This is a genomic window from Agarivorans sp. OAG1 (assembly GCF_037076485.1).
GTDB classification, from domain to species: domain Bacteria; phylum Pseudomonadota; class Gammaproteobacteria; order Enterobacterales; family Celerinatantimonadaceae; genus Agarivorans; species Agarivorans albus.
The window spans coordinates 754,178-775,528 of the sequence record NZ_AP028990.1; the positions used below are offsets into that span (position 1 = coordinate 754,178).

20 protein-coding genes and 1 pseudogene are annotated in these 21,351 nt (G+C 41.2%); 12 read left to right on the plus strand and 9 right to left on the minus strand.

All coding sequences use genetic code 11. The annotated features are described in order from the left end of the window. Positions 1-70 precede the first annotated feature (70 nt). Positions 71-1,285 carry a hypothetical protein gene (locus tag OAG1_RS03545; RefSeq protein ID WP_338624001.1) on the minus strand — a complete coding sequence of 405 codons (1,215 nt, stop codon included), beginning with the start codon at positions 1,283-1,285 and terminating at the stop codon, positions 71-73. A 341-nt stretch (positions 1,286-1,626) separates the two neighbouring features. Between OAG1_RS03545 and OAG1_RS03550 the strand changes: the two genes are divergently transcribed. After that, entirely contained in the window at positions 1,627-3,432 is a 1,806-nt protein-coding gene (locus OAG1_RS03550) for a hypothetical protein (RefSeq protein ID WP_338624003.1), read from the plus strand. 81 nt (positions 3,433-3,513) lie between these two features. On the opposite strand, the gene OAG1_RS03555 is transcribed toward OAG1_RS03550, so the two are convergent. Together OAG1_RS03555 and OAG1_RS03560 are read right to left on the minus strand one after the other, a co-directional pair. Beyond that, positions 3,514-4,698, minus strand: a complete 1,185-nt coding sequence (locus OAG1_RS03555; protein ID WP_338624005.1) for an amino acid aminotransferase — start codon at positions 4,696-4,698, stop codon at positions 3,514-3,516. A gap of 2 nt (positions 4,699-4,700) precedes the next feature. Further along, on the minus strand, positions 4,701-5,672 hold the full coding sequence (locus OAG1_RS03560; protein WP_338624007.1) for a DMT family transporter: 972 nt from the start codon (positions 5,670-5,672) through the stop codon (positions 4,701-4,703). A 141-nt stretch (positions 5,673-5,813) separates the two neighbouring features. On the opposite strand from OAG1_RS03560, the gene OAG1_RS03565 reads away from it, so the two are divergent. Continuing rightward, entirely contained in the window at positions 5,814-6,263 is a 450-nt protein-coding gene (locus OAG1_RS03565) for an Lrp/AsnC family transcriptional regulator (RefSeq protein ID WP_016403387.1), read from the plus strand. 373 nt (positions 6,264-6,636) lie between these two features. Continuing rightward, positions 6,637-7,002 carry an Arm DNA-binding domain-containing protein gene (locus OAG1_RS03570; protein WP_338624010.1) on the plus strand — a complete coding sequence of 122 codons (366 nt, stop codon included), beginning with the start codon at positions 6,637-6,639 and terminating at the stop codon, positions 7,000-7,002. 58 nt (positions 7,003-7,060) lie between these two features. On the opposite strand, the gene OAG1_RS03575 is transcribed toward OAG1_RS03570, so the two are convergent. The 4 genes from OAG1_RS03575 to OAG1_RS03590 all read right to left on the minus strand — a co-directional run bounded on the left by OAG1_RS03575 (position 7,061) and on the right by OAG1_RS03590 (position 11,726). Further along, on the minus strand, positions 7,061-7,945 hold the full coding sequence (locus OAG1_RS03575) for a 6-carboxytetrahydropterin synthase (protein ID WP_338624012.1): 885 nt from the start codon (positions 7,943-7,945) through the stop codon (positions 7,061-7,063). A gap of 250 nt (positions 7,946-8,195) precedes the next feature. Next, the gene (locus tag OAG1_RS03580; protein ID WP_338624014.1) at positions 8,196-9,395 is read right to left on the minus strand and encodes a DGQHR domain-containing protein; all 1,200 of its coding nucleotides are present in this window, start codon (positions 9,393-9,395) and stop codon (positions 8,196-8,198) included. 5 nt (positions 9,396-9,400) lie between these two features. Further along, positions 9,401-10,801 (minus strand): tRNA-guanine transglycosylase DpdA, encoded by a 1,401-nt coding sequence (gene dpdA, locus OAG1_RS03585; RefSeq protein WP_338624016.1) that lies wholly within the window; start codon positions 10,799-10,801, stop codon positions 9,401-9,403. Beyond that, the gene (locus OAG1_RS03590) at positions 10,794-11,726 is read right to left on the minus strand and encodes a DUF6884 domain-containing protein (RefSeq protein ID WP_338624018.1); all 933 of its coding nucleotides are present in this window, start codon (positions 11,724-11,726) and stop codon (positions 10,794-10,796) included. Before OAG1_RS03590 ends, dpdA (OAG1_RS03585) begins: the two co-directional genes overlap by 8 nt. Positions 11,727-11,840: 114 nt before the next feature. Here OAG1_RS03590 and dpdA (OAG1_RS03595) point away from each other — a divergent pair, with 114 nt between their 5' ends. The 6 genes from dpdA (OAG1_RS03595) to OAG1_RS03620 all read left to right on the plus strand — a co-directional run bounded on the left by dpdA (OAG1_RS03595) (position 11,841) and on the right by OAG1_RS03620 (position 16,504). Continuing rightward, complete coding sequence (gene dpdA / locus OAG1_RS03595; RefSeq protein WP_338624020.1) at positions 11,841-13,058, plus strand: tRNA-guanine transglycosylase DpdA; 1,218 nt, start codon at positions 11,841-11,843, stop codon at positions 13,056-13,058. Next, positions 13,055-14,167: a DGQHR domain-containing protein DpdB gene (dbpB, locus tag OAG1_RS03600; protein WP_338624022.1), complete on the plus strand. Its 1,113-nt coding sequence runs from the start codon at positions 13,055-13,057 to the stop codon at positions 14,165-14,167. Before dpdA (OAG1_RS03595) ends, dbpB begins: the two co-directional genes overlap by 4 nt. Beyond that, positions 14,154-14,819, plus strand: a complete 666-nt coding sequence (queE, locus tag OAG1_RS03605; RefSeq protein ID WP_338624025.1) for a 7-carboxy-7-deazaguanine synthase QueE — start codon at positions 14,154-14,156, stop codon at positions 14,817-14,819. The genes dbpB and queE overlap by 14 nt, the downstream gene beginning before the upstream one ends. A gap of 9 nt (positions 14,820-14,828) precedes the next feature. After that, complete coding sequence (gene queC / locus OAG1_RS03610) at positions 14,829-15,512, plus strand: 7-cyano-7-deazaguanine synthase QueC (protein WP_338624027.1); 684 nt, start codon at positions 14,829-14,831, stop codon at positions 15,510-15,512. Between the two features lie 5 nt (positions 15,513-15,517). Then, positions 15,518-16,147, plus strand: a complete 630-nt coding sequence (gene folE / locus OAG1_RS03615) for a GTP cyclohydrolase I FolE (protein WP_338624029.1) — start codon at positions 15,518-15,520, stop codon at positions 16,145-16,147. A gap of 156 nt (positions 16,148-16,303) precedes the next feature. After that, positions 16,304-16,504 (plus strand): hypothetical protein, encoded by a 201-nt coding sequence (locus OAG1_RS03620; protein ID WP_338624031.1) that lies wholly within the window; start codon positions 16,304-16,306, stop codon positions 16,502-16,504. A 137-nt stretch (positions 16,505-16,641) separates the two neighbouring features. On the opposite strand, the pseudogene OAG1_RS03625 reads toward OAG1_RS03620, so the two are convergent. Next, positions 16,642-17,226, minus strand: a pseudogene (locus OAG1_RS03625) (recombinase family protein). 448 nt (positions 17,227-17,674) lie between these two features. Between OAG1_RS03625 and OAG1_RS03630 the strand changes: the two are divergent. From OAG1_RS03630 to OAG1_RS03640, 3 genes are all read left to right on the plus strand, one after another. After that, positions 17,675-18,064: a helix-turn-helix transcriptional regulator gene (locus tag OAG1_RS03630; RefSeq protein WP_338624033.1), complete on the plus strand. Its 390-nt coding sequence runs from the start codon at positions 17,675-17,677 to the stop codon at positions 18,062-18,064. 311 nt (positions 18,065-18,375) lie between these two features. Next, positions 18,376-18,651, plus strand: coding sequence for a helix-turn-helix transcriptional regulator (locus tag OAG1_RS03635; RefSeq protein WP_338624035.1), 276 nt, complete (start codon positions 18,376-18,378; stop codon positions 18,649-18,651). Then, positions 18,644-19,885 (plus strand): type II toxin-antitoxin system HipA family toxin, encoded by a 1,242-nt coding sequence (locus tag OAG1_RS03640; RefSeq protein ID WP_338624037.1) that lies wholly within the window; start codon positions 18,644-18,646, stop codon positions 19,883-19,885. Before OAG1_RS03635 ends, OAG1_RS03640 begins: the two co-directional genes overlap by 8 nt. 1,166 nt (positions 19,886-21,051) lie before the next feature. On the opposite strand, the gene OAG1_RS03645 is transcribed toward OAG1_RS03640, so the two are convergent. Further along, a complete protein-coding gene (locus tag OAG1_RS03645; RefSeq protein ID WP_338624039.1) occupies positions 21,052-21,276 on the minus strand; it encodes a helix-turn-helix domain-containing protein in 225 nt (74 codons plus the stop codon). Positions 21,277-21,351: the final 75 nt, after the last annotated feature.

The window sequence follows — 21,351 nt, forward strand, 5'->3', positions numbered from 1 at the left end:
TTGCCGTATTTAGATAGCAAACTACTTGGTAGGTTCAGGATCATCAAAAGTAGAGTGCGAGCGGCTAAGATTAGTCGCTGAGATCGATGTATAGGTCGCCTTTATTACTTGGCTTACTATTCTTCGGAATTGCAGATTGATTGAGCTTGTCTCGAGCTTGGTTTAGGCGTGAGTCAAAAAAGCTGGCTTGTTGGGCAAGTTGGTCTAGCGGTTTTGGCTCGGCGTTTATCATTGCTTTTTGTGCATGATTGATAGCCTGTTGGCTATTGCTGGCATCGATACCCATTACCGATACCCCCATTTGGCTTTGCATAGCCCCCAAGCTGGCTTGATCGTTGGGTTTCAACAATTGGGTGATAGCTTGATTTAAACGTTGCTGAATAAGTTGTAGCTTTTTGGGCGCACTTAAGAAGCCAGAAATGGCTCCTTTGCCTAAAAAACCTATTGATATGGCTTGGTTGAGTTTTTTTAAATTACCCAGCAATAGCTGTTTAAGGCGTAGGCTTGCTTCTTCATTTTGATGTTCTAGTTTTAGCGCAAAAACGATTAACGTTTCTTGCCTTGATAGTTTCTTTTGAGCCAGTGCCAGTTGTTGAGCAAATTTAGCTTCGCTATTCCAAACCTGCTGTTGTTGAGGGGCTAATTCGGCAACCAGTTGATAAAGGGTAAAGCGTCTTTTAGGGGCATTAGTATGGATGCTTTTTAAACGAGCATCTAGCGGTACTCGCTGGCCACCAAGGCTTTTAATGTAGTGCTTAACCTTGCCGTTTTCATCGGCATCGGAGTGAATCACTTTACTAGCAAGCAATTGGTAACTGGTTTGTTGTAACGAGGTGCAAGCAGCTTGATTGAGCCAAATGATCGTATCATTTTGATTGCAGATAACCGCCGGAATGAGTTCTGCGCTTAAGTGTTCTTGAACTAGTTCTCGTTCTTCAGCTTTACTCAGTAACGGCAGAATAAATTCGATGGAGCCGTTTACTTGGTTTATTTGTTCTCGCCAAATTAATACTTGGCCAATATAGCGTTTACCTTTGATGTTAAAAATCAGGTTTAGCTCTAAAGTTTGTTGCTGGTTCTGAGAATCAAAAATCGCCCGCTGCAAATAAGTGATTTGCTCGGCTTCTAAACGGCTAATTAGCTGTTTTAAGCTTAATTGCTGTTCGCTGGGGTAAGCTAAGGCATCAATTAAAGGTCTATCGCAATGTACTTGGCTGCTGTTTCGAATCCAGTGCCAGGCGAGAGGAAAGCCCTGTAATTGCTTTATGAGATCTTTATCAGTCATACCAACACCATAGAGTCACCTTTAGCTTAACTGTTGATCTTATTTCTAAATGAATAACTCAATATAAACCTTTCAGCTTAAATATTAGGTGATGGATTTGTAAATACAAATAATTGCTGCGCTTTTAAGTTGTTTTGAAGGCGTGCTTTTTGCGGGTTGAGCATGATTTAGCTCAGTTAGTACCACAATAGTATGATTACCTTAACTGTTTTAATGCCTGTTGATTGCACCTTAGATTGGCTGATTGGTATAGTGCCGCTAATCAATAGTGATAGGTGGTTATGATTGCCACCAACATAGCAGTGTTGGGTTTGTTGCGAACAAGCTCAAAGGGAAAGGTCATGGACGCTGAAAATATAGATTTCTTGGTTCACCAAATGCTCGCTGAAGGCGGCTCATTTGATGAAGCATTCTTGGTGGATTTTTTAACCGAGCATAATGGAGAGCCCCCCTCTCAGCAGCTTATTGAGCAGGCTAAAGCCAGTGCTCAAAAACAGCTCACTAAAACTTATCAGCAGCAACATGCCATTGCGCAATTGCCGAACGGTTTCGCTAATTCCCTAAATGATTGGTTTGTGCAGTTGGCGCAATCCACAGAAGCAAGAATCGAGCGGCTTACTCAAGAAAAACAGCAAGGCTGGGAAGAAGGCCGTGAGGCTCTTATTGTTGCGCACCGCCAGCAACTTGATGAAGCGGCAAAGCTACAAACAAGTGCCGAGCAAGAATGCCAAGAGCTAAGAGCAAAATTAGAGCAAGCGGCAGCCAAAACTAGCGAGCTTTTTGGTGAGCTAGATAAATCTAAACAACAAAGTGAAGAGCAGGTTCAGCAGCTTAAAGACGCGCAGCGAGCCCTACATGATAGTGAACAAAGCACTCAAAGCTACCAGGAGCAGTATCAACAGCTTGAGCAACAAGTTCAAAGCCTTCAAGCTGAGCTACAAGTAGCAGAAAATGACCAACAAACCTTACAGACCTTGCAGGTAGCAAAGCTAGAACTTGAGCAGCAGCTACAAGAGAATCAACAAGAGCTAGAGGCTTACCAGCAAAATGGTAAAGAAGCCCAGCAACAGCAAACTGAAGTGGAACAGGCTTTGCGCAAGCAATTGGGAGAAATGAGTGAAGCTCTAGACAAAGAGTTAGCGCTAACCAAACAGCTTACCGAAGAACACTGTGATGTAAGTGAACGAATGACTAGCTTGGTGAAAACTAAGCAAGGCTTAGAGGCGACTAATCAAGAGCTACAAACAAGGCTTGAGCAACAACAGAAAGAATTGAAAGAGCAGGATACGCAAAGCCAAACATTACAGCAGCAAAGTGACCAACAGCGTAAAGAGCAGCAGCAACTAACTGAACAAGTCGAGCAACTAAGCCAAGAGTTAGCCGCAGCTAAGCAAGCTCATTCTGAGCTGCAAGAACAAGCTGCCGATGGCAGTGAATTAGCAGCCGCAGCGGAACGTGAAGAAGAGCTTTCTCAAAAGCTGATTGCATTAGAGCAGCGTTGTTTAGAAGATGCCCAAACAATTCAAGAGTTAACTCTGCAACAACAGATTGTGAACCAAGAGCTAGAAGAGTTGCGTGGTGATAAACAGGCTTTAGATACTGTGAGCCGAAGCGCAGAAGCTCAGCTAGAGCAAGTACTTCCAGAACTAGAGAAAACGCAGCAACAAGAACAAGAGCTGCGTGAGCGAGTAGAAAAAGTAGAATCAAAATACCTAGAAGCTACTTCCGAGTTAGATCAAATTCGTAAGCAACTTGCAGCAGCTAACTCTCAGCTTGAGTTAAGCAATAGCATGGCTGATACCGATAGCCGCTTACTGGACAAGGAACATCAACTTAAAGAGCTTAAGCTGCAATTGGTGACGCTCGAATCTAACTACCGTAAAGAGCAGCAGGGACACTCATTAACTAAACAAGCCTTGAGCCAGTTAGATGAACAAATCCTTGATGCTCAAATTGACAGCGGCAACTTGCAGGGCCAATTAAACGAGTTGGAAGACAAGCTAAAAGCCGGTGAGTTAGCTAATCGTCAGCTACAACGAGAAATAGCTGAAGCGCACCAAGATATTAGTCAACTTAGCCAAGCGAACGTAACACTCAATGACAAGTTGGAGTTAGCTTTAAAAGCCAAGGCTAAATCTCCCGCTTAGTTTTTTGCTTTATAAAAAAGGCTAGCAATTTGCTAGCCTTTTTCGTTTATAGCTGGTGGATATTCGCTGTTTGCTAAAGCCTTAAACACCCACCGCTAAACAGGACTCCACTAAACGCGGGATAAAGGTTTTGGCTAAACCTGCCACGTTTATTCTGCCACCACTCACTATGTAAATAGCGTGCTGCTCGCGCAGTTGCTCAAGTTGTAGTTGGTTAAAGCCGGTTAATGAAAACATGCCTTGATGCTGGGTTAGATAACTAAAGCGCTCGCTGCCCGATTGCAGGGCAAACTCCTGCGCTAAGCATTGGCGTAAATCACGCATGCGTTGGCTCATTTGATTTAGCTCTTGCTGCCATTGTTGGCTTAGCTGAGCATCGTTTAGGATCTCGGCAACAATAGCTGCGCCCCAGTTGGGTGGCATGGTGTAGCTGCGACGTGCAAGCTCAAATAGTTTTCCGCGGGCATTGGTGGCTTGTTGTAAGGTTTCTCCCACTACTATGGCTACACCACTGCGTTCACGATACAAACCAAAGCTTTTTGAGTTTGAGCTGGCAATCAGCAGCTCTGGAACTTGTTGAGCGAGATGTTGTAAGCCTTGGATATCTTCGATTAAACCTTGGCCAAAGCCTTGGTAAGCCAAATCAACAAAAGGCAAAAAGCCATTTTTGAGTGCAAGTTCAGTAATGCTTTGCCAAGCAGAAAAAGAGATGTCAGCGCCAGTGGGGTTGTGACAGCAGCCATGCAATAGCAATACGTCATCAGGCCCTAGCTTAGCGATTTGCTCTAACATAGCTGGCTCGTCAACTTGCTTGCTGTCAGGGTCAAAATAGGGGTAAAAGCCCACATCCAAACCTGCTGCTTGCATTATGGGTTGGTGGTTCACATAGCTGGGGTTAGACAGCCATACTTTGGCGTTCGGTTTGGCACTGGCGATAAGATCGGCCAGTAAACGTAATGCGCCACTGGCCCCTGGGGTTTGCATGGCTATCGCCCGTGAAAAAGCGTCGGAGCCCTTGAGCAATAAGCCTAACATGGCTTGGTTGTAACTGGCATTCCCCGCTAAGCCAATATAGGCCTGAGTGGTTTGCTGATCCAATAAACGTTGCTGAGCAATACTTACCGCTTTCATTACCGGCGTAGCGCCGTGTTCGTTACGGTAAACTCCGATGCCTAGATCAATTTTGTCGCTGCGAGGGTCATCTTTAAAGGCTAAGCCTAATGACAAAATAGGATCATCTTTTGCGGCTGGAAGATTAGCAAACATGGTTATTCCTTAAGGTGTAAAGCAGGCGCTTTGCTTGGCTTATATCCACTGGCAATCACAACGCCAATGACAGTGCTTATAATACCGAATATTGTTAGTGGGTCGAGGTTTTCAGCAAACAGCCAAAAGGCCAGCAGCGATGCTAATACTGGGGTGAGTGAGCCCAAGGCCGAACTTAATTCTGCACCTAAGCGGCTAATGGCAAAGCTATAACAACAGCTTGCTAGTAGCCCAACAATAATACCTTGAATCAGCATGTGACTGAGCAATTCGGCAATAGGAACGTGGCCTGCACCCCAGTTATGGTTTAGGGTGAGCCAAGTATAAATTATAAGTATGAGGGCATTAGGAACGGTAATTACCGCTGCTGTCTCTAGTGGGCTAAGACCACTTTGGCGGGCAGACAAAGTAAAAATTGCCCACAACAAGCTCGCGCATAAAAACATTGCTTGTCCAAGCAGCTGCTGGTTGCTGGATTGGCTAAAGCTGTTAGCTAACAGCAGCAATACTCCAACAAAGATGGCGGTTAAACCCATTTTCTTATAACGCTCAAAGGGCTGCTTAAATACCAATACCGCAATGGCGGTAACAAAAAGTGGAGCAACACCTGGCACAAGTGTGCTGCCTTGAGCTACCGGCGTATAAGACATCGCAACGGCGGAGCACAAGAAAAATGGCAATCCAGCTCCGGCAATCATTCCCAACAAATAAGGCCAAGCTACCCCAGTGATTTTAGACCAACGTTTTATCAACAGTGGGCATAGTAGGATTGCTGGAATGACATAACGAAACAAGCTTATTTCAAGCACGCTAAGCGGTGACAAAGCACTACTGCGCAAAGATAGAAAGTAAGTGGACCAAATAACAATGGTGGTAATTGCTGCAATAAAGCCTGAGCGCCTTTGTTGGCGGGAGCATAAGAGTGGAATAACCTGCAAATTAGCTAAGCCTGCTGGGGTGCTTGTTGTAGCCATGATTCATATCCTTATGGAGATAAGGTATTGTTGCTAATGATGGCTAGTTAAAGGAGGCTTAATAAATGAAGTTTGGCCTTATTGTTAGCTCAGATTGCTAATCTTTAAGAAAATGTTGGTTTTTAATACTGGTGGTGTGGGATGAATAAAGTTGATCGAGAGTTATTACATTTGATTCAGCGAGACTGTCGGCTTACCACAGCAGAATTGGCGGAACAGGTAGGCTTGTCGGCGTCTCCGGTAGCTAGGCGTTTACGCTTACTTGAGCAGCAAGGCTATATTGAGGCTTATCGCGCTCACCTCAACAAGGCCAAGCTAGGCCTGCAAATTACCACCTTTGTGCACGTGCGTTTAAAGGAGCACCAAGATGCACCGGTAATGGCCTTTGAAGCGGCAGTAAAAGACATGCCGGAAGTGGTCAGTTGCCATACTGTCTCAGGCGCTTTTGATTACTTGCTTCAAGTATTAACCGCAGACTTAGCGGCCTATGAAAAGTGGGTGAGGGAGCTACAACGCTTAACTATGGTAAGCCAGCTAGATAGTAGCTTTGCTATACGCGAAGTAAAAAATCATCAGCCTTTGCCGGTTTAAAGCTCTGTAAGATGGCTGATTGTTTGTAATCCTAGATAATAACTAACACCACAAGGCTACACTATTACGCTTAAGTTTGGGCGTGATAGTTAACAGCTACTATCAATAGCTTGTTGTGTGCTGAACAGACCTTACAAAAAAGGCGCAGAAGGTATTTACCTTCTACGCCTTTGTATATGGTGGCCCTTCACAGACTTGAACTGTGGACCTAACGATTATGAGGGCAAGCCGGACAACTTTGATAAAGTTTGATGAACATACTTAATTATATGATTTTATAGTATTTTATCGACGCTTGTCTTCACTCTCGTGCAATTCAAAATAGATGCTTATACCCTGTTTTTGATGGCCAATACGGCACAGGATTTTCCCCATGAGCGAATATATTAAGTTTACCAAACGTACGATTGATAACTTAGAGAGACCTAAGCGTCGCACACGATATCGAGATAAGTCGGTAAATGGACTTATTTTAGAGAAAATGCCAACTGGCATGTCTATTTTTCGAGTGCGAAAAAATCTTCATGGCAAAGATGTCACTGTTACTTTGGGCCGCTATCCAGAGCTCTCACCCGAGCAGGCTAAATCGCAAGCAAGCATTATTTTAGGGCAGTTAGCTACTGGAGTTAACCCAAATAATGAAAAGCGCAAGCAAGCGTCTTTAGGCGTAACTCTGCAAGAGGCGTTAGACCATTATCTAGAATGCAGAGAAGGAAAAATTCAAGCGCGTACTGTATAATGATGCTGTAATAACAGAACAGTGTGTATAATTTCTTTATATATTTTGCAACTAGCGCTTACATAGTGCGGTGGGCTACCGCACCTTTTCCAACACCTTCATAGGCAACTACTTTCAAGGTTTGTGCACTGCTAAGTGTCTTTAGAACTTCATTTGCTATGTGATTTGCCAACAATTCTACTGTCGTATCGGAGTCTATGATCTCTGTTTCTGCTTGAGCAATAGCGAGTTCGAATTTACCTTGTTCCGAAACATAACTGAACCCACAATGAGTTTCATCTGTGATTGCGTTTGAATGTTGACTCAGTGCTAAGTTCCCTATTTCTATTTTGTCTTCTAATGAAGCGAGATAAATGTCTTCCCATCGCTTAGCAAAAGCATGTTCACGTACGTGATCTCGTTTACCATCAATAATCAACTCAATTGATGAGCGGTGTCCGTGAGCTATACGCTGGCAATTCCCATCATGCTTTTTCAAGCCGTGCGAATAGTGGTAATACGCGCCGTCAATTTTTTCAGTGCGAAGTGTAAGATCTAACCCTTCGATATTTTCTGGTAAATGTCCTCTGAGCAGAAGATAAAGATGCTCTGTTACACTTTGTATCGTGACTTCATCGGTATTTATAAAACAGTACGCTTCATCTGGACAGTTTAAGTGGAGGCTTTTATCTCCGCGCATCAAATCTACACTGGTGTAGCCAGGTTTAGTTGTTGCTGAGCGGATTTGTGGATTGCGTTTTGGAACAAGTAACCGATGGTCGAGAAATTGGTCAACAAGATTCTTGATTTTTGATTTAACCCTACCAAAATCGAGAACCATACTCATTTCATTAAGTTGGCCAGAAAGGGCCACATCTAAAATCCAACTTTCCCCCACCATCCCACGTTTATCTGATAGATACGAAGCATCGATGACGGTTAGTGCTTTGACAAATAGATTCAAAATAAAACCTTAATGGTATTAATTATCATTTTTAAAAGACATTATACTCAAACCTTATAAACATGCATGAAGAATAGGCTAACTCTCGAAATTTATCAGGGCGTTGCTAACCAAGTCAGTAGTCATTTGCTTATCCACGATGCGGTTGGGGGTATCAGTCTATTATCATAGCTAAGCACATTCAGCCTTCATCTTGTTGATATATCGTTTAAAATCTAATAAAGAAAAGAGAAAAAGACTTCTCTTTTATTTAGTCAATGTAGATTGGGTAATCCTTACGCCAACCTTTCTGAATTTCATATAGACGCAATATATTAGTAGCAAATAACTGCTTCTCAGAAGTGGTGTTTTGGAAATCATTCCAACGCCTACTGTAAGGTAAGTCTTTGACATCAGGATTGCGGGCTAGACCTAGAGTCCAATACCCGTTATTGAAGTGGCAATGATCTTTAACAAGCAACAGCTCGTTGACAAAGAAATCAGGCGAAGGGAGTCTTTCTGAAGGATTAGAATTATTCCTTATTTTTCTAGTTTCGGTTTGAAATACACGTAACATGTGACGGCATAAGTAAGATAGACCGATAATAGAGGTACCGTGAGTAATGTAAGAACGTTTCATGTCACGAGACTTATTCGCCCAATCGACTTTAAAAACTTCTGAAACTGCTTGCCAAAAGTTATTAAGGATCTGTATAAACTCTACCCTTGTCTTGTCATCCAAGTCTTGATAAACACGCACGTCGAGGGTACTTAGAATTTGGCGCCGTACGTTGGTTACAAATTCTGTCATGGATGACTCAGCAATAATACCATCTTTATTGCCGTTGGATTTGATGAGTCCAAATAGGGGGGAGTTAGGATTACGAAAGCCTAACTCTTCGCACATTGAAAGAGGGAAGGCTTTCTCGGCCAAAGCTGGAGGCTTATAGATATCATCATATAAGGCTAAAGCATTGAGTTGCACTGATGTGAGCGGTTTACCTAAGTTCAAGATCAAGAATTGCTGAATATAGTCAGCTTGATTTTCCGATATGAAAACAGTAACAGGTAGTGGGTAACTCTTATGATGACAGTTCTTTACACCTCCTGAACGTTGTTGACCATCTACAATAGCGCCAGGCAGTTCACTGGATGGTTTCTCTGGATCGTAGGGTACTTGCAAGTAGCCAAACTCTGAGCCTGGCATTATTGGCTCAAACCTCACCGACTTATTGAATCCAATAACTAAGTTTGCCAAAATTGTCGAGTTTTTTGATTCAACATAATCAGTTATGGAATCTATGTGTTTAGGTAATTCGTTGCGTTGGTATCCGTGAATATATTCACCATCCCGAGTAATGTGTACAATCTTTGCTATGTCTCGGACCTTTTTCCCTTCCACCCAACCAGTGTATACAGTCACACCATTTACGACTTCTTGAATAGCTTTAATTTTTAAAACTTCTGACATAGTTTCTACTTAGCTGCAGGGTTGATGCTTTTTAGCACATTGTTTTTATGTTTAGTAACGATAGCCAAGTTGTGTATACCTCGGCGTCGATTAGATTGGTTCGAACGAAATATGATGTTCATCAATCCACCTTTACAAATTCCACAGGTGCATTGGCGCCACTCTCTTGCCAAAAGAAACTGATGGTATTTATCTTCATTGCGTTTTAACTGCATTTGCTTAGATTCTGTTGATTTGGACGGAAGATAATTTTCGTTCGTTACTCTTTCGTAGGCAATTAATGCTTTTAAGGTTACATCAAGATCAAGCCCGGTTTCATCATATTGTTGAAGTTTTTTAAGGCAGTCTATTTCTAATCGTTTAACACATTCATTCACCGATAATGCCGCACTTGATAGGTCAATATCAAAACCGTTGTTGTCTTGAAGTTCAGAGATGTACTGACGTAACTCATCTCTATACTTATCGATGTGCTTTTGGACATTATCATGATCATACTGTCTGACTCGGATCATCAAAGATTCACTAAAACGAATAGAGTTTGGATTGACTGAATAGTACTTACCTGCCTTCAGCCCTTGCATAAGCGGTGAGGTACTATCCGCACTTGTCACTCCGGCATTTATGTAAGCTGGAATGTTTTCAAAACGGCATATACCAAGTAAGTGAAACTGCGTGTCAGATTCTCGGATTCTGTTTAAGCACTCAAGGAGTTCGAGTAACTCATCTGTCTTAGATTTTATCATTCCGCCGATGGTTATTCGTCGGTATCCTATTTCTTGCAACTCTTTGACTGAACGAATAAATGAATTCTTGTCATACCCATGCGCAACACCATAAGCCTCAAATTGATAATTTTGGGATTTTACATAAAACTCTTTTGCATTTTTCAAGGTGATGTCAATGCGACGTTCGCTTTCTGCAATCAACTCGTGCAGGTCACATTTCTCAGCCGCAACATCCTTTGCTTCTTCATCTTTAAAATATGGGAAAACGATGTGGTCAAGCGAAATACCGTAATCAAATCCACCTCTATCATAGAATTCTATAAGTTCGTCGACTGTAAAAGGTGGTTCGTATTCATTGTGGTAGTCGAAAGCACCACAATCGCCCATTAGTCTTATCCTTTCATATTCTGAAGAATCGAGACGAAGGAATTTACGTGCGCCGCTGAAGTAGAAGTCCTCGGTCAATTCTTGATCGTAGTATTTACCACGTTTTTGCATTGTACCCACGCCAGCAAGCGAGACAAGCATACCATCATAAGGAAGTTCGGCCAGAATCTGATGTGGGTAGTGATCATCATCATACTGGCGATGATACTTTGTGCGATTGTTTGAGCGACCGTCGAAGTTTGGGTCAACGAAATCTTTATTGTCGGGAAAGTAAAAGCGGAACTTAGTCACGTTGAGCCTTTGTTAGTTTTATTTTGTGGTAAAGAGAACGAAAGCGGGTATCAGCACAAGCGTTGCCTTCTTCTTTATAGAGTTTGAATAGAAGAGTTTGACTGGCGTCATGGTGCTTATCGAGTTCTTTTTCAATAAATGTAAGGATGAAGCTATTATCACGTTTGACTCGAATTGGACGCTTCGGAGCGGACAAACTGCGTAAATCTTTAGTTAGGGTCTGGATAATACCATTGAAAGAAGCTTTTGTAAGTCTTAATTGCTCAACAAACAAATAGGTTGCAATGTAAATAATGTTTCTGTCAGTCAATGCTAGACCACATTCTTTAGCTTTGGGATGGTTCAGTATGTTTCGAGATACTTTAACAAACTGAGACTTAAACGGTTGTAGTGTCCTAGGTATGCTAGAGGTAATAATAATGATTTTTTCACTATTTAAGGCCTGACTATCTAAGGTATGTCTCAAATCTTCTTGAACCGCATTTATGTACTCTTTACTGAGACAAAACACAAATCGCTCTTCAGGGTGGGCTGCCACATATTTGCTAATGGATATCCCTGGTAAATGGGTGTCACACACCGAAGACCACCAAACAGGATGAGGGCTAGGAACTCGGTTGACGTTCGATGCGAATGTAGCATTATAACAGGGCAAGTTGGTGTTACTTTCTACCAACCCGAACCCTGCGGATAAAATACTTAGCTTGAATTCATTTTCTTTGGCAAGTTTTTTGGCAAACTTGAATGCCTGACCAGTGTATAGACTAGAAGATGAGTACCTCTCAGGAGTTTGGTTGAATGCTATTGACCAAGCATTAAGAGACTGATTTAAATCAGGAGTCTTATGGGTACTGATACACATCTTCTTCGATGCTGGGTTAGTTTTTTGTGCACTACAAGGCACCAATAAATGTATGTCTGGCATGAGTCTCTCCTACTAGCAAACGGAATTCTATCTTCTGCTCGCTCTATTCTCCACTCTAACGCGACTAGCTGATGGTGGTGAATTCGTATATGCTTTAGATTCGGGGGTGCTCATATGAAGCTTTTCTTTCCAGATAGTCAAGATTTCGTAAATCCAACATTCGATTTTGTTTCAGAAAGCAAAAACAGTTGTCATGTGAGGCAGCGAGATGACCTGTACGCACATGAAATTTTTAAACGTCCTTATGATGGATTATTAATTTCAAAAGCTATCGTGGAAGGAATACCTGGCCAGCCTAATACTGCTAAGTATAGCGAGGGCCAAAAGTATCGGCTTTTTCGCGAAGGTGCACATAGTTTTTTCCGCATGGGTAGTAGTTACCAAGTTATGGGAGATAGCGGAGCATTTTCTTATTTTAAAGAGGCAGAGCCTCCATACTCGGTAGATGATCTGATTGAATTCTATGTAAAAGCAGAGGTTAGCCAGGGAGTTTCCCTTGACCATGTAGTATTTGGGTATCGCGATGAAAATAGTAGGGATAAAAAGTCTCTACCGAAAGATAAGGAAGCGCGTGTCGAAATGACCCTAGAAAATGCGTACATTTTTAATAAGTATGCCAAAGGGCAAAACTTTACACCTTATGGAGTTGCACAAGGGTGGGACATAAATAGTTATGTTAGTTCCGTTATCGGTTTGCAAAAAATTGGCTATAAATTCATTACCCTTGGTGGTTTAGTTACTCTTGAATCCACACAAATCTGTATGTTGTTAGAACAGATTAACATCTACTTAAAGCGTGACACGAAAATCCATTTATTGGGTATCGGTAGGCTTGAGTTGGTAAATAAGTTGAAATCATTGAATGTGTTTAGCATTGATACCACAACACCACTTAAGCAAGCCTTTATGAATCGAAAGAAAAACTACCGGATGGGCGCTAAAACATACAGCGCATTGCGTGTCCCCCAATCGAGTGGCAACCAGATGGTCAAACGCGCAATTTCATCTGGTCGACTCGATCAACTACAGGTCAGAGCTCTAGAAAAGCAAGCAATGCAAGCTTTACGTGATTACGATATGAATAGTATTGATATAGAGACGACTCTAAAAAGAGTATTGACATATGAAAGTCTATTAATGAACCACCGAGAAACGTCCTATTCTGAATACAAAAGAACATTAAAGGAAAAGCCTTGGAGGTTATGTAGGTGTGCTATATGCCAGACACTTGGGATTGAAGTTATGATCTATAGGGGGGCGGAAAGAAATAAACGCCGAGGATTTCATAATCTTTATGACTTTTATAACAATCTACTTAGGAATACTCAATGATCAAGAAGATAGCGTTAAAAGTAGAGCAAGGCAGTGATGTTTCCTTATTTGTTACGACTATGAATATAACTGAAATAGAGTCAATTTGTACCATTTCAAGAATATTCCGAACAGAGGATAACTCACTAGGGGGGTATCAGCGACCAGAACTAAGTCAGCACGTAGATAATATAACCGCGTACATTGAGTCTGATAATTCAGTGATTCCTAATTCAATTATTATGTGCCTTAGGTCAAGAACGGAGGTCAAACTAAAAAGCAATGGTTCATATGAATTAATGATTCCCAATGAGTCTAATAGTGCGGTGCTGGTTGATGGACAACAACGAGTAGCTGCATTGAAGCAATCAGGGCGACAAGACTTTTACTATTCAGTCTGTATTTTAGCTTCTAGGGATACAGAGTTTGAACGACAGCAATTTTTGTTGATTAACTCCGCCAAACCGCTATCTCGTAGCCTTATTTACGAATTACTTCCCCATGCAAGCGGCGTATTTAATGAAGAGCTCACAAGGAAACGTTTACCATCGTTGATAACTCAACTACTGAACTATGAACCAAGCTCTTCGCTAAATGGCTTAGTTAAATTAACAACTAATCCAGAAGGATTAATTGCTGATAATTCTCTAATGAAGATGATTGATAATAGTCTTAGAGAGGGAGCATTGTATGATGTTTGTGAGATAAAAGAGGATGCACGCTATACCATTCATTGCGAAAAAGCAGTCGAGTTATTGAGTCTATTTTTTAGAGCTGTTCGAGAGGTCTTTTATGATGATTGGGGGAAAAAACCTAAAGAGTCGCGTTTATTTCATGGTGTTGGAATCATTGCTTTGGGGCAACTCTTTGATGAGATTCATTATTCCTATAAGAGAATCAAGCATCAGGATGTGTTTTTTGAGTATTGCGTTAAACAATTGTTCCGTATAAAACCATACTGCTCATGGAGCAATGGTTATTGGGAGTTTATGACCGATTCAGATGGAGAAAGAGTGGTACGAAAATGGAACCAATTGCAGAACTTAAGTCAAGATATATCGATGGTGACTCGTTATTTGGTCTCAATATACGACAAATTAGAAAGGGGAGGAGCGATTGTTAAGGATTAATGAGATTTTCGAAACGATACAAGGTGAAGGTGTATTTACAGGAGTTCCATCAATCTTTTTGAGATTGCAAGGTTGCCCTGTTGGTTGCGCGTGGTGTGACACAAAGCATACATGGGATATTAACTTAGAGCATCAGGTATCATTCGAAACAGTGAAAGCGAAATTGACTGATAGTGAGCAATGGAGCACAACATTGACGGATGAGGTCATAGAGGAGTGTCTTAATCGATACAAGGCCAAGCATGTTGTGATTACTGGCGGCGAACCCTGTATGTACGATTTAACTTCTTTGACGACTGCTTTAGAAAGAGAAGGGTTTAAGTGCCAAATTGAAACAAGTGGTACATTCGAAGTTAAAGCGAGTGACAATACCTGGGTAACAGTATCTCCTAAAGTGGGGATGAAAGGTGGATATGGTTTGAAGGCACAAGCTATTGTGCGCGCTAATGAAATTAAGCATCCTGTGGGAACTCAAAAAGATATCGTTGACCTCATTGAATTATTAGATGATTTTGCAACTAGCGAAGGTCTTATTGTTGGTCTTCAACCTATTAGTCAGAAACAAAGAGCGACAAAGTTGTGTATAGACGCCTGTATCAAAAATAATTGGCGTTTGTCAGTTCAAACTCATAAATATTTACATATTGCTTAAGGAGTCAACATGGAAAAAGCTGTTGTGGTTTTCAGTGGAGGTCAGGATTCGACTACGTGTTTAGTGCAAGCGTTAACTCAGTACAATGAAGTACATGCTATAACTTTTGATTACGGCCAGCGTCACAGGCTCGAGATTGAAGTGGCAAAATCGCTTTGCAAAGATCTTGGCATTGTGACTCACAAAGTAATGGACGTCTCTTTACTCAATGAATTAGCCATTAGTTCACTCACAAGAGATGAAATTCCAGTATCACATCAACTACAAAGTAACGGCTTGCCAAACTCGTTCGTGCCCGGCCGCAATATTCTGTTTCTTACGCTAGCGAGTATCTATGCTTATCAAATCGGTGCAACCGCGGTAATTACTGGCGTGTGTGAAACTGACTTTTCAGGCTACCCCGATTGTAGAAACGATTTTATTAAAGCTATGCAAGAGGCTGTAAAGCTAGGTATGGATTGCGAACAAAAGATAGTAACGCCGTTAATGTGGTTAGACAAAGCGCAAACATGGGGTCTTGCGGATCAATACGGTAAGTTAGAGTTTGTTAAGAATAAAACACTAACTTGCTACAACGGGGTAATTGGCAGCGGTTGTGGAGACTGCCCGTCTTGTAAACTAAGAAGTGCTGGCTTGGCGCAGTACCTAAACAATAAAGAACATTACTTAGAATCACTTAGGTTAGGTCAGTAAGTATTATGGTCACACTTTCTGACGAAGCCCGCACTGTTATGCGAGCCCTAAAAGAACAAGGTATCGAAACGCCTATTAATGCGCAAAATATAAAACGCAGTGACCAGCTAGCTACTATAGCCAATGCAACTAGAGATATACTGACTACTTTGTCACTGGACTTAAATGATGACAGCCTCGCTGGGACGCCAAACCGAATTGCTAAAATGTACGTAGATGAAATTTTTTCTGGTTTGAACTATGTGAACTTTCCCAAAATAACAACGATTGAAAATAAGATGAATATCGACGAACCAATTGTGGTGAAAGACATCTCATTCACTAGTACCTGTGAACATCACATGGTTGTCATCGATGGCATGGCAACAGTTGGTTATGTACCGGGGGTTAAGGTGATTGGGTTATCTAAGATAAATCGTCTCGTACAGTTTTTTGCGCAAAGACCTCAAGTACAAGAGAGGTTAACAGCCCAAATTCACGTTGCATTAAGAGCGCTACTCGATGTGGACGATATTTATGTGAAATTAAAAGCAACGCACTATTGTGTAAAAAGTAGAGGCATACAAGATTCAACTAGTTTGACGACTACAGTGAAGTCAGGGGGAAGGTTTAAATTGGAACCTTCAAATATATAATTGTTGGGGGAGCGGCAGCATTTCAATATAGCCTTGTTCGGAGAAAGTTACTGAGTTAGTCTCTACCTTAATTAGTCGGATAAGTGTATATAGATAGAGTATAAAGACTTTTAAATTTAATGGGCGGAGAAAGTTAACCTTGGTAAGGAGATCATTATGTATGAGCAAAATATAAAGGAAGTATTGATAAAAATTATACTGACACTTGAGAATGATCATCATGGTTGTAAGCAAGAAGCTTGCAATATAGCAAAAAGTGCACTTGGTATTGATTTTCAACACAATGACTTGAGAGAGATGATGAATAGCATTAGTGAGCACGATATTCAAAGAATTGTCGCTTTGCTAGGAGATTAATCCTCTTCTGATCGTTTCAGTTTATTGGTTTTGACTAGATCTGATAACTCTACTTGAAAACTAGATAGTTTCCACTTTAGTTCATTAAGGTTGCCGTGTATTTGTCTCCGCGCGGGCATTGTGAGAATTAAGTACATTTAATCAGAGTTATTCATTCCAGTACTATTTCCTTGTTTAATATGCCTATACAGCGTTGCAACACCAATCCCCACAGCCTTAGCTGCTTTTTCTTTACTTAGTCCTTTTTCAACATAGGTAATTGCTTCTTTACACTTTTGAATCGTTTCTAATGATTGCTGTTTGCCTTTGTATTTACCCTCAGCTTTAGCGCGATCAATACCGATGCGTTGTTTATCAAGGGTATCTTCACGTTGCATTTCAGCCACTGCAGCAAGCGTAGTTAGTACTAGCTTGCCCATTGAGCTGGTAACATCAATACCGCCTAAGTCTTCCACAAGCACTGATACACTCTTAGTTTTCATTAATCAGATGAAAGCCAACATTTCTTCAGTATTACGACCAAGTCGGCTCACCGACAAAACAATGATGATATCTCCGGCCGAGACTTTGTTAGTGAGTTTATTGAGTATTGGCCTATCGAGAGTTTTTCCACTCGTCTTCTCTTTAAATACTTCAGCATCTCCGTGAAGTGTTAGTAAGTGTTCCGCTTGTTGGTCAACATTTTGTTCCTTTGTAGAGGTTCTAGCATAAATGTACTTCATCGCAGGTACTCCAGATCTATCATTTAGGGGCTTATATGATAATCCTATCTTTTAGGCTGACTAATGAGTCATATGATAGCTTTCTGGTGTTCTCTTCTAAGACCATGCCCAAGTGATAGGCTTTTAAGGTGAATGTTTAGGAACAGATTAGAGCAAACAAATGTTGTTCTACCGGATAATTTAGCCACTTGCATAGGCTGCCTTATATAGCTCCTTTGATTTTTGATACTTTCATTCGAGGGAGTACTCTCCAATGTATCGCTTTGCATTTTAGACGCGCGAATTTGCAAATAAACCTGAGTTAATTTATGTGTAATATAAGGTACGTTAATGTGGGTTTTTTTGATTAATGTGGCCAATATAGACTCATTAATGTGGTTTATTACATATGACCGGGGAAGAGTTAACAGTTGAATTGTTCCAAGTTAGTTTTTGATAGGAGTATGTAATGGCAAACACTCAGATTAAAAAAGCAAAGATTACTTCAGAACGTGTTAAGCCTACTAAAGGTAGACCTGAAGTTGATGCCGCTGGGCGTGATCTTTTTCTCAAACAAGTGACTTCCGGTTTGTTAGAGGGACATCTAACCCAAGGACAGGCTTTAAAAGAATTGCGCCTTAGGGTGCTTAATCTAAAGCAAGAACAATACGCTAGTATGGTTGGGGTGAGTCGTAAGGTGCTATCGCAAATAGAAAATGATAAAGGGAATTTCTCTTTTTCGATCCTTAATAAAGTGTTTAGGCCGGTGGGGCTACAGGTTGGGATTATCCCTCGTCATCAGGATGTTCTGCGCGACGCCTTGCTTACGCCTTCAAATAAATACAAGCCAAAAGACTGATACTAAATGTAAACATGAAAGGCTGGGACTTGTAGCATATCTGCTATTGCATCATTAGGGAGTCTATTAGTGCTGTGGAAAGTACGTATATCTGAAGGATGTCAGCCTTTATTGATTTGCTACCATGATAGCAATTAATGCCAAAACAATGTTTAATTGTCATTATGGTAGCTATAAATGCCCATCTGTTGGCTTTTATCCTTCGTGTTACTGAATTAATGACTACTAGTGCTTTTAGTTTGTTACAAGGATAGCAAATAAGTCATGTATTTTGCTATAATTGCTATTATTGTGACAATTTTGAGGTGTGTGTGTTATCTCTTTATACCGCTTATGATTTGCAGATGGAGCTAAAAGAGTTTATCAAGTCTGCTCGGAAGAAAGATAAACTCAGTGTTCAAAAGATGGCCGATCTCTCAGGCGTACCTTACGCGACGATCCGAAAGTTTGAGTCATCTGGCAACATCTCACTACGTCAGTTCCTCATGCTTTATGAGGCAGTCGGAGACTTGAAAAAAGTGAAAGAGCTGACCAAACCGTCCGAGCCTGAATTTAAGTCAATTGAGGATGTGCTTCGACATGCTTAAATCTGCCCTAACCGTAAAACGAACACTTAGCACAGGTGAAAAGGTACTGGTCGGAAAGCTCGTTGAAAATAGTACGCAAAGCTTCTTTCAGTTTGATGAGTCTTATTTAAGTAATCACTCAACCTCCTTGGCTCCATTCAATTTAAAGGCTGATACAAGCCTGCAAGTTGCGCCTAGAGGGCCGCATTACGGTATTCATGGAGTTTTTGGGGATAGTCTTCCTGATGGTTGGGGCCTTTATCTCATGGATCGTGTATTTAGAAAGAACGATCATAACCCAAAGGAAGTCACCGCCCTAGAGCGTTTGGCTTACCTAGGGGACAGATGTATGGGGGCGTTGAGCTATGAGCCAGAATTAGATTTACTTGATGAGTTAAAGCAGTCGATTGATATCATTACCCTTGGACGAGCTGCGATTGAAGAGTTTGAAGGTACCGAATCTGCTTTGCTTGAACACTTGATGAAGACTGGTGGTTCGGGTGGTGCTAGGCCCAAAATGAACGTTACACGTTTATTCAATGGGCAATATTCAACATTAGATGACTCACCAGGAACAAAGCTTATCGTAAAGCTTACATCTGAAAAGTTTGACTTGAAGCACTCTGAATCATTAGTCGAATATTGCTACATGCAGATGGCCCGCGACGTCGGCATTGAAGTTCCTAACTTTGATTTGATAGATGTGGGTAATGGACGATTTTGGCTAGAACAGGAACGATTTGATTGCACCGAGCAAGACGGTCGAGTCCATATGATTTCTGCGTGTGGGTTGTTAGATGCACCGTTTCGAGAGCCTTCTTTGGACTATGTGGATTTACTTAAAGCTACGCGCATCATGTGTAGTGTCACTGAATCTCAGAAGCTCATTAAGCGCTGCATGTTTAACTATTTAACTGTTAACCAAGATGATCACAGCAAGAACTTCAGCTTCCTTGCCAGTGACACCGATAGCTGGACTCTATCGCCTTTCTACGACATTGTTTACAGCCCTAACTCTTACAAAGAGCATATGACGGCATTCGGTGGTAATGGGCGAACGCCAAAGAGCGCATTAGACCAGTTAGCTGCTCAGTCGGGATTATCTTCAAAGAAAGCAATTATGGTTATGGCTGAGGAAATATTTGAAACAACACGTTCGTTTAGTCATGAGGCCAAACATTTGGGCTTGTCACCTAATCTAATCAAAGAGATTGATAAGGATATGTTAGAAAAATTTAAAGCGCTATCAGTGTAGTGGATAAATCATATCTGCCATGGCTTTGGGGCCGATTTTGAGGGGGCGGGTACAGTAGCCGAGGTTATTCGAGCTAACTTTGTAATATAAAGTTCGTAACAAGCTTTTGTCCAAAAGTATGTTATGCCTGTTTTGCAAATCAGATTAAAAAGTATAACGGATTCAGTTTGCGCTAATAGGCTTTGATTCTGGTATACGAATAGTTGAGTTTTTAGTCGCGCAATTACTAACTAAAATCTCATTATTTAGAAAATTGAACTGATATCGATTGAACGATTTAGTTCTAAGTAAAAAGCTTTTTACAGCAACAATCAAACTCTAACACATGTAAATCGTTGAATAGCGTTAATCTGTTGAACGAGCTTTTTTGTCTGCAAATTCCTTATCGATTTTGGATACAAAAATAGACGACAGTTTTATCGCTGTTCTAACCGATTTGCACAATCCCCCCTGCACACCCATGAGAAAAACACAGTCAAATTAGTCCCAAGTAATGAGAAAAATGTGCTCAAGTTAAATCCTGGGGGGGATTGTGCAGGGGGATTGTGCAGGGCTATTTTTCAGCTGGAAATTTATCTTTTTCAAGGCCCCAAAAAAAAATTATTCGAATTAAGCCAAGAAACAGTTTGAATCGATAGATTGTGCTCAGGGTGATACTTCAATGAATAAAATCTATCGAGCTAAAAGCTCGATAGATTTTATGCGTCTTTCCTCGAGTTTGCCTATCCAGAAATGCGATCAATGCATCAGCGGGATAATAGATCCGCGAACCCACTTTTAAGTAGTGCAAGTCATAGCGTTTTGCACATCGCCAATTGGCTAAGGTGCTTATGCGAACCGATAAAACCCTAGCTGCCTGCGCGGGGGTGAGAATGTCTCCTGAATGAAAGCCTGCCGAGAGTAATGCATTTGTACCGAAAGTATTATTTTCCATGGGTGGTCCTTAGGTTGTTTTTATAAGGTCAAAACTCATGGGGTAATGTTTTGGGTTCTTCGGTGTGACACTGATCACAATTTTGGTTTGTTTACTATTTTGGCTTATTTAGTGGAAGCGCAGGCTTAACTAGTTTTTGCTGAGGTGGTTAGTGTATCTAGGCTTGAATGGAATAATGCAAATAAAGCTTATAGAGCCGTATCAACTCTATAAGCCCTCCTGGGTATTAATCTTACCTAATTTGGCTATCAAGATAAGCAATGACCGCTTCTGCAGGGTAGTAGATGCGTCCGCCAACTTTCATGTACTGCAACGTATAACGTTTGTTGCAGCGCCAAGTTGCTAATGTGCTCACTTGTAAAGATAAGATGTCAGCAGTCTGTGAGGGTGTTAGTTTTTCGCCAGCTGAATAACCGGCTTTAGCCAATATTTGAGTACCGAATGATTTTTCTTTCAAAACAAATTCTCCAATAGATTTTTAAGATTTGCTTATGAAAAGGGTAAATTCATCTGGCACACAGTGTGACTTTGA

Excerpts from the sequence above, each read along its gene's own strand:
- dpdA (WP_338624020.1), top strand. The coding sequence starts at position 11,841 with ATGAAGCTTTTCTTTCCAGATAGTCAAGATTTCGTAAATCCAACATTC.
- OAG1_RS03565 (WP_016403387.1), top strand. The coding sequence starts at position 5,814 with ATGAATAAAGTTGATCGAGAGTTATTACATTTGATTCAGCGAGACTGT.
- OAG1_RS03640 (WP_338624037.1), top strand. The coding sequence starts at position 18,644 with ATGCTTAAATCTGCCCTAACCGTAAAACGAACACTTAGCACAGGTGAA.
- OAG1_RS03630 (WP_338624033.1), top strand. The coding sequence starts at position 17,675 with ATGGCAAACACTCAGATTAAAAAAGCAAAGATTACTTCAGAACGTGTT.
- OAG1_RS03590 (WP_338624018.1), bottom strand. The coding sequence starts at position 11,726 with ATGCCAGACATACATTTATTGGTGCCTTGTAGTGCACAAAAAACTAAC.
- OAG1_RS03545 (WP_338624001.1), bottom strand. The coding sequence starts at position 1,285 with ATGACTGATAAAGATCTCATAAAGCAATTACAGGGCTTTCCTCTCGCC.
- OAG1_RS03570 (WP_338624010.1), top strand. The coding sequence starts at position 6,637 with ATGAGCGAATATATTAAGTTTACCAAACGTACGATTGATAACTTAGAG.
- queC (WP_338624027.1), top strand. The coding sequence starts at position 14,829 with ATGGAAAAAGCTGTTGTGGTTTTCAGTGGAGGTCAGGATTCGACTACG.
- OAG1_RS03550 (WP_338624003.1), top strand. The coding sequence starts at position 1,627 with ATGGACGCTGAAAATATAGATTTCTTGGTTCACCAAATGCTCGCTGAA.
- OAG1_RS03560 (WP_338624007.1), bottom strand. The coding sequence starts at position 5,672 with ATGGCTACAACAAGCACCCCAGCAGGCTTAGCTAATTTGCAGGTTATT.
- OAG1_RS03580 (WP_338624014.1), bottom strand. The coding sequence starts at position 9,395 with ATGTCAGAAGTTTTAAAAATTAAAGCTATTCAAGAAGTCGTAAATGGT.
- OAG1_RS03620 (WP_338624031.1), top strand. The coding sequence starts at position 16,304 with ATGTATGAGCAAAATATAAAGGAAGTATTGATAAAAATTATACTGACA.
- dbpB (WP_338624022.1), top strand. The coding sequence starts at position 13,055 with ATGATCAAGAAGATAGCGTTAAAAGTAGAGCAAGGCAGTGATGTTTCC.
- folE (WP_338624029.1), top strand. The coding sequence starts at position 15,518 with ATGGTCACACTTTCTGACGAAGCCCGCACTGTTATGCGAGCCCTAAAA.
- OAG1_RS03555 (WP_338624005.1), bottom strand. The coding sequence starts at position 4,698 with ATGTTTGCTAATCTTCCAGCCGCAAAAGATGATCCTATTTTGTCATTA.